Below are 6,144 nucleotides of genomic sequence, written 5' to 3' on the forward strand. Positions count from 1 at the left end.
GTCGCCCTGATCACCGACGCCATGGGCGCGGCCGGCATGGGCGACGGCCTCTACCCGCTCGGCCCGCTCCAGGTCGAGGTCAAGGACGGCGTCGCCCGGCTGGTCGAGGGCGGCGCCATCGCCGGCTCCACGCTCACCCTGGACGTCGCCTTCAAGCGCTCGCTCACCGTCAACGGCCTGACGCTGAACCAGACCGTCGAGTCGCTGTCCGCCACCCCGGCCCGCCTGCTGGGCCTCGCCGACTCGATCGGCTCGCTGGAGACGGGCAAGCAGGCCGACCTGGTCGTGCTCGACTCCGAGGGCTACGACCTGGTCGCCGTCATGCGCCGCGGCCGCTGGGTCCTCGGCGGCGAGCGCTTCGACGTGGTCAAGCCCGCCTGACGGAGCGCCGGAACGCCGACGGCCGCCCTTCCCCCACGGGGACGGGCGGCCGTCTCGCGTTCCGGCTCAGCCGCTCAACCGGTCAGCCGGTCGCATTCGGTTCGAGGGTGATCTGGTCGATCAGGATCGACCCGGAGGGCACGGTGAAGGTGATGCTGTTCGTCCCGGCCTGGAGCTGCGGGAGTATCCAGGTGTTGAACCAGGAGGACGCCGGGTCCTTGCCGGGCACGTAGTTCTTGAAGAGCAGCCCGCTCGGCCAGTCCTTGCCGTTCACCGAGGCGGCGCCCTTCAGGTCCCCGCCGGTGTTGTTGTAGTGCACGTTCAGCTTGTAGGTGCCGGCCGCGGCGACCTCGCCGTTCCAGGTCACCGAGCCGCCCGGCTGGAGCGTCAGGTAGCTGCCGTCGGCGGACTTGGTGCCCTTGACGCCGTTGCCGGACGGCGCGTTCTGGGCCTGGAGCTGGCCCGAGTCCACGGTCAACGGGCCGGCCGGGGCGGTGGTGCTCGCCGAGGCCGAGGCGGTCGGGGACGAACTGCCGGTCGCCGGGGTGCTGGGGGGAGCCGCGGCGGTGGTCTGGGCGCCGCCCTTGGCGGTCTTGTCGCCCTCCGGGTCGCCCTTGGAGAGCGCGATCCCGGCGCCGATCGCTATGGCCGCGACCACCGCGACCGCGCCGATCACCGCGCCCTTGCTCCGGCCGCTGCTCGACCGGTCCTCTCCCGGCTGCGGCCGGGAGTGCTCGGCGTAACGGGTCTGCTGGGTGGGCGCGGTGCCGTGCTCGGGCTGCTGTTGCTGCGGCGGGTACGGCTGCTGGCCGCCGGGGTAGCCCTGCTGCGGCCCCGCCTGCTGGCCGTACGGGGGCTGCTGCGGCCGCGGCTGGTAGGGCTGCTGCCCGTACTGGGCCCGGCCGACCTCCATCGGACGGCTGTACGACGTCCGGGGCACGCCCTGCTGTGGCTCGGCCGGCTGCCCGGAGGCACCCTCCGCCGGGCGGTAGAGGTAGCCGAACGGGTCGTCGTCCTGCGGGGCACCGCCCTCGGGCGCTCCGTTGTTGCCGGCGGTCGTCACGGTGGTCAACTCCCCCATCCGGTTCGCGCCGCCGGGATGCGGGCCGCCGGCGCAGATCATGGACGCTGTCGTACCCGGGAACCCTACCTGTCCTTTGTGACAGCCGGAAAAGAGCCCTTGACAACCCGTGGGTAACCAGGACCGGCGGGCTCAGCCCGCCCGTCGGTGCGAGCGCTCGCCCCGCGCGCCGCGCACCGCGCCGCCCCGGGCCCGCTTCTCGTCGTACATCCGCTCGTCCGCGGTGTGCAGCACCTCCTCGATGCTCATCCCGCAGCCCGCCCAGCCGACGCCGAGGCTCACCCCCACCCGCATCGCCCGGCCGTCGATCCGCATCGGCGGGATGATGGCGCCCCGCAGCCGGTGGGCCAGGTCCTTGGCCTCCTCGCGGCCGATCCCGTCGGCCAGCACGACGAACTCGTCGCCGCCGAGCCGGGCCACCGTGTCGCCGTCCCGGACGGCCTGGCTCAGCCGCCGGGCGACCTCGACCAGCACCGCGTCGCCCGCGTTGTGGCCGAACCGGTCGTTGATCGACTTGAAGCCGTCCAGGTCGCAGAAGAGCACCGCGAGCCCCTTGTCCAGCGACGCCGCGACGCCGGAGCGGAACGGTGCGGACCACGCCTCGCCGCCCGGGCCCTGGTCGGCCGGGACCACCGCGTGCACGTGCTCCCCGTAGCCCGGGGCGAGGCCGTACGGCGGGCCGCCCTCGGGCGTCCCGTAGCCGTGCACCGGCCCGCCGTACGGGTCCGCGCCCTCCAGCCGGTCGTACGCGGCGTGCGCGCTGTAGGAGTCGGCCGGGTAGCCGTACGGCGCCGGGTAGGCCGGCTCGCCCGGCCCGGCGGGGGCCCCGACGGTCTGCGGCTCGGCGCAGAGCCGGCGGCCCAGCCGGGCCTTCAGTTCGGCGCCGTTCGGCAGGCCGGTGAGCGCGTCGTGGCTGGCCCGGTGGGCGAGCTGGAACTCGTGGCGCTTGCGGTCCTCGATGTCCTCGACGTGGGTGAGCAGGAAGCTCGGGCCCTCGGCCGCGTCCGCCACGATCGAGTTGCGCAGGCACACCCACTGGTAGCCGCCGTCCCGCCGGGACAGCCGCAGTTCCGCCCGGCCGCTCTCGGCGCTGGTGCGCTCCAGCAGCGCCCGGTCCTCCGGGTGCACGAGGTCGGCGAAGCTCTGCTGGCGCAGCACCGCGCGGGGGCGGCCGAGCAGACGACAGAGCGCGTCGTTGACCCTGGTCAGCTGGCCGCGCCCGGCGCCGTGCAGTTCGGTGATGGCCATCCCGCTGGGCGCGTACTCGAAGGCCTGGCGGAAGCTCTCCTCGCTGGCCCGCAGGGCCTGCTGCTCCTTCTCCAGGCGGGCCAGCGCGCGCTGCATCTCGGCCCGCAGCCGGGCGTTGCCGATCGCGATGGAGGCCTGCAGCGAGAACATCTCCAGCGCCTCGCGGGTCCACGCCCCGGGCCGCTTGCCGCTGCGCGGGCGGTCCACCGAGAGGACGCCGAGCAGGTCGCCGCCGGCGCTGTACATCGGGGCGAGCAGCCCGTCGGCGGGGTGCCAGTCGTTGGCGTAGACGGGCAGCGGGCCGTCCCCGATCCAGCGCGGGATGTCGCTGGCGACGGCCCAGCCGCGGTCGTACGGCAGGAAGCGCAGGGTGCCCCAGTGGTCGCTGACGCCGAGCAGCCGGTCCCAGGACTCCCGGGAGCCGACCTGGCCGAGCAGGACGGAGGGGCCGCCCATGGTGCTCTCCTCCAGCTCCCAGACGGCCGCGACCACGAGGTCCCCGTCCGGGCGGACCAGGCTGACCGCGGCGGCGTCGAAGCCGAGCCCGTGCACCGCACCCTCGACGACGGCCTGCAGCGTGCCCGCCAGGCTGCGGGCAGCGTTGAGGTCCGCCACGACCCGGTGCAAGGTGCGGAGGGTCGCGAGACGGACGTACGGCTCCGACTCGGCTTCCATGCGGGGGCTCCCCGGCTGCTTCGGATAGTTCTTGATTGGTTATCGTCCGATTGCCAGAAGAACTGAATCACAGGGAGCACAGCGTTCGGCACGCTCGGTCAGCAATAGGCCATCACTTGTGACTTAAATCACACGACACTAATGCACCCTTAATCAGCTCATCCGCCCCATAGCGGGACATAAAGCGCTATCGGAATATTTCCTTTGGTCGACCGCATTGGCCTCGCGCTGAAGCCCGCTGCCGCCCGGCAGGCCCCTTGCTTCACTCCTGAGGGTGAGTCCCGGACCCGGCCGCAACCCCGCCCCGTGCGCCGCTGGTCCTACGACCTCGGCCCGATGCCGATTCCGGCGGCCGCCGACTACCGTGCGGTACGTGTACTCGTCCCCGCAGCCCGAAGCTGCCTCCCACGCCACGCCCGACGAGTTCCGGGCGGCACTCTCCCAGCTCGCCTCCGGCGTGAGCCTGGTGACCGTCCACGACCCGGAGGACGGCGAGGACGTCGGCATGACCGCCACGTCCTTCCTGTCCGTGTCGCTGGAGCCGCCGCTGGTCCTGATCTCGGTCCGCGAGGACTCCCGGATGGACGAGGTGCTCTCCCGCACCGACACCTGGGCGGTCTCGCTGCTCACCGAGGGGCAGAAGGCGCTCGGCTCCCGCTTCGCCATGAAGGGCCGGCTCAGCGACCGGCTGCTGTTCGCGGACACCCCGCACCACCGCGGCCCGCGCTCCGGCGCCCCGCTGATCGACGGCGCGCTCGCCACCGTCGAGTGCCGCACCGAGCAGCGGATACCGGCGGGCGACCACACCCTGCTGCTCGGCCGCGTCCTGGAGGCCGCGGTGCCCAGCCCGGCCGGCCGGCCGCTGCTCTACTTCCGCGGCGGCTACCGCGCCCTCGGCTGAGCCGCCCCGGCTACTCGCCGCCCCGCGGCGACTGCCGCCCCTGCTTCAGCTCGGAGCGGCGCCGCTTGTTGGACAGCCGGCGCTCGACCATCCCCCGGCTCGGCCTGGTCGCCCGGCGGGACTTCGGCGGCGGCGCGCACGCCTCGGTCAGCACCGCCGACAGCCGGGCCGCGGCCGCCTCCCGGTTGCGCCACTGCGAGCGGAACTCCGAGGCCTGGATCACCAGCACCCGGCCGTCCACCAGCCGCCCGGCCAGCCGCTCCAGCGCGCGCTCGCGCCACACCTCGGGCAGCGCCTTGGACGCCGCCAGGTCGTAGCGCAGCTCGACCTTGCTGTCGGAGGTGTTGACGTGCTGGCCACCGGGGCCGGAGGAACGCGAGAAGCGCCAGACGAGCTCGGCGTCGGGGACGACCACCGATCCCCGTACGCGGATGGGCTCGGGCATGCGTCCATCATCCCGCGCCCGCACCGCCCGGTCACCCGGTTATCCGCGACGGCCGGCGGCCCGGTTCCGCACCACCGCCCGCAGCCCGGACAATGGCGTACGTGATCGAGCTCGGCTACTCCCTCTCCAACCGCTTCCCCGACCCCCCGCAGACGGACTACCGATCCGCCCCGGTGCGGTCCCTGCGGTACGACCTGTTCTGCGGCGACGTCTACCTGGACGCCGAGGGCGCCGAGCTGTCCACCGGCTGGGGGTGGGTGCCGGTGCTCGACTTCGCCTGGGCACTGTGCGACATCGTCGAGGAACTGGACCGCGACCCGGACGGCGGCCGGGCCGCCCGGGTGCAGACCGCCGACCTCGACTTCACCCAGAACACCGAGCTGCTGCGGTTCGCCCGCCGCTTCAACTGGGTCGAGATCACCGCGACCTGGCTGCCGGACGAGCCGCCCGCCGTGGTCCGCCACGGCGAGCTGCGGCGCGAGGCCCGGGACTTCCTCCAGGACACCCTCGCCGACCTCTTCGATATGCACCCCGAGCTGGCCGACAATCCGAACATCTGGTCGCTGCAGGGCCGGTTCCCCCGGATCTGACCAGGGCATTGTCAGACCTTTGCCAGAGGATTGGCGTCCACGAAGAATTCACGGACTTCGCGGAACCAACCCACCGGAGTATGGCGTTGTCCCGGAAAAAGCGAACGAAAGGACTTCAATCGCCATGCCAGTGAGCCTCTCCAAGGGTGGCAACGTCTCGCTGACCAAGGAGGCCCCGGGCCTGTCCGCGGTCAGTGTCGGCCTGGGCTGGGACGTCCGGACCACGACCGGCACCGAATTCGACCTCGACGCCAGCGCGATCGTCCTGAACGCGGACGGCAAGGTGCTCTCCAACGGGCACTTCGTCTTCTTCAACAACACCAGCAGCCCGGACAACACCGTCGTGCACACCGGTGACAACCGCACCGGCGAGGGCGCCGGCGACGACGAGTCGCTCAACGTCAACCTGGCCGGCCTGCCGGCCGAGGCCGTCAAGATCACCTTCCCCGTCACCATCTACGACGGGGTCGCCCGCGGCCAGAGCTTCGGCCAGGTCCGCAACGCGTACATCCGCGTGGTGAACGCCGCCGGCGGCGCCGAGATCGCCCGCTACGACCTCTCCGAGGACGCCGCCACCGAGACCGCCATGATCTTCGGCGAGCTCTACCGCAACGGCGGCGAGTGGAAGTTCCGCGCCGTCGGCCAGGGCTACGCCTCCGGCCTGGCGGGCATCGCCCAGGACTTCGGCGTCCAGCTCTGACACCCCGCCGGGCCCCTCCCGGCCCGGCGCACCGCCGGAACGAAAGCGGCGGGGGGGCTCGGGGGGCCCCGGCTGCCCCGCCCCGGGCGGGGATCACGGGGCCACCGCCGGGGCGCGCCCGGC

At 73.0% G+C, this 6,144-nt stretch carries 7 protein-coding genes; 4 read left to right on the top strand and 3 right to left on the bottom strand.

The window, feature by feature from the left end; all coding sequences use genetic code 11:
• Window positions 1-381, top strand: a 381-nt coding sequence (locus ACFWPI_RS39065; protein ID WP_380380888.1) for an amidohydrolase family protein, incomplete at its 5' end; no start/stop codon positions are given.
• A gap of 82 nt (window positions 382-463) precedes the next feature.
• Here ACFWPI_RS39065 and ACFWPI_RS39070 read toward each other — a convergent pair.
• Window positions 464-1,504 (bottom strand): hypothetical protein, encoded by a 1,041-nt coding sequence (locus ACFWPI_RS39070; RefSeq protein WP_380380886.1) that lies wholly within the window; start codon window positions 1,502-1,504, stop codon window positions 464-466.
• A 90-nt stretch (window positions 1,505-1,594) separates the two neighbouring features.
• The gene (locus ACFWPI_RS39075; RefSeq protein WP_063348239.1) at window positions 1,595-3,385 is read right to left on the bottom strand and encodes a diguanylate cyclase; all 1,791 of its coding nucleotides are present in this window, start codon (window positions 3,383-3,385) and stop codon (window positions 1,595-1,597) included.
• Between the two features lie 364 nt (window positions 3,386-3,749).
• Here ACFWPI_RS39075 and ACFWPI_RS39080 point away from each other — a divergent pair, with 364 nt between their 5' ends.
• Window positions 3,750-4,286 (top strand): flavin reductase family protein, encoded by a 537-nt coding sequence (locus tag ACFWPI_RS39080; RefSeq protein WP_380341611.1) that lies wholly within the window; start codon window positions 3,750-3,752, stop codon window positions 4,284-4,286.
• 10 nt (window positions 4,287-4,296) lie between these two features.
• Here the strand turns inward: ACFWPI_RS39080 and arfB are convergent, their stop codons facing one another.
• Complete coding sequence (arfB, locus tag ACFWPI_RS39085; protein WP_063348241.1) at window positions 4,297-4,731, bottom strand: alternative ribosome rescue aminoacyl-tRNA hydrolase ArfB; 435 nt, start codon at window positions 4,729-4,731, stop codon at window positions 4,297-4,299.
• A gap of 92 nt (window positions 4,732-4,823) precedes the next feature.
• Between arfB and ACFWPI_RS39090 the strand changes: the two genes are divergently transcribed.
• Together ACFWPI_RS39090 and ACFWPI_RS39095 are read left to right on the top strand one after the other, a co-directional pair.
• Window positions 4,824-5,321, top strand: a complete 498-nt coding sequence (locus ACFWPI_RS39090) for a hypothetical protein (RefSeq protein ID WP_380380883.1) — start codon at window positions 4,824-4,826, stop codon at window positions 5,319-5,321.
• 124 nt (window positions 5,322-5,445) lie between these two features.
• Complete coding sequence (locus ACFWPI_RS39095; protein WP_063348242.1) at window positions 5,446-6,021, top strand: TerD family protein; 576 nt, start codon at window positions 5,446-5,448, stop codon at window positions 6,019-6,021.
• Window positions 6,022-6,144 lie beyond the last annotated feature (123 nt).

It is taken from the genome of Kitasatospora sp. NPDC058492 (genome assembly GCF_042720685.1).
Taxonomy (GTDB): domain Bacteria; phylum Actinomycetota; class Actinomycetes; order Streptomycetales; family Streptomycetaceae; genus Kitasatospora.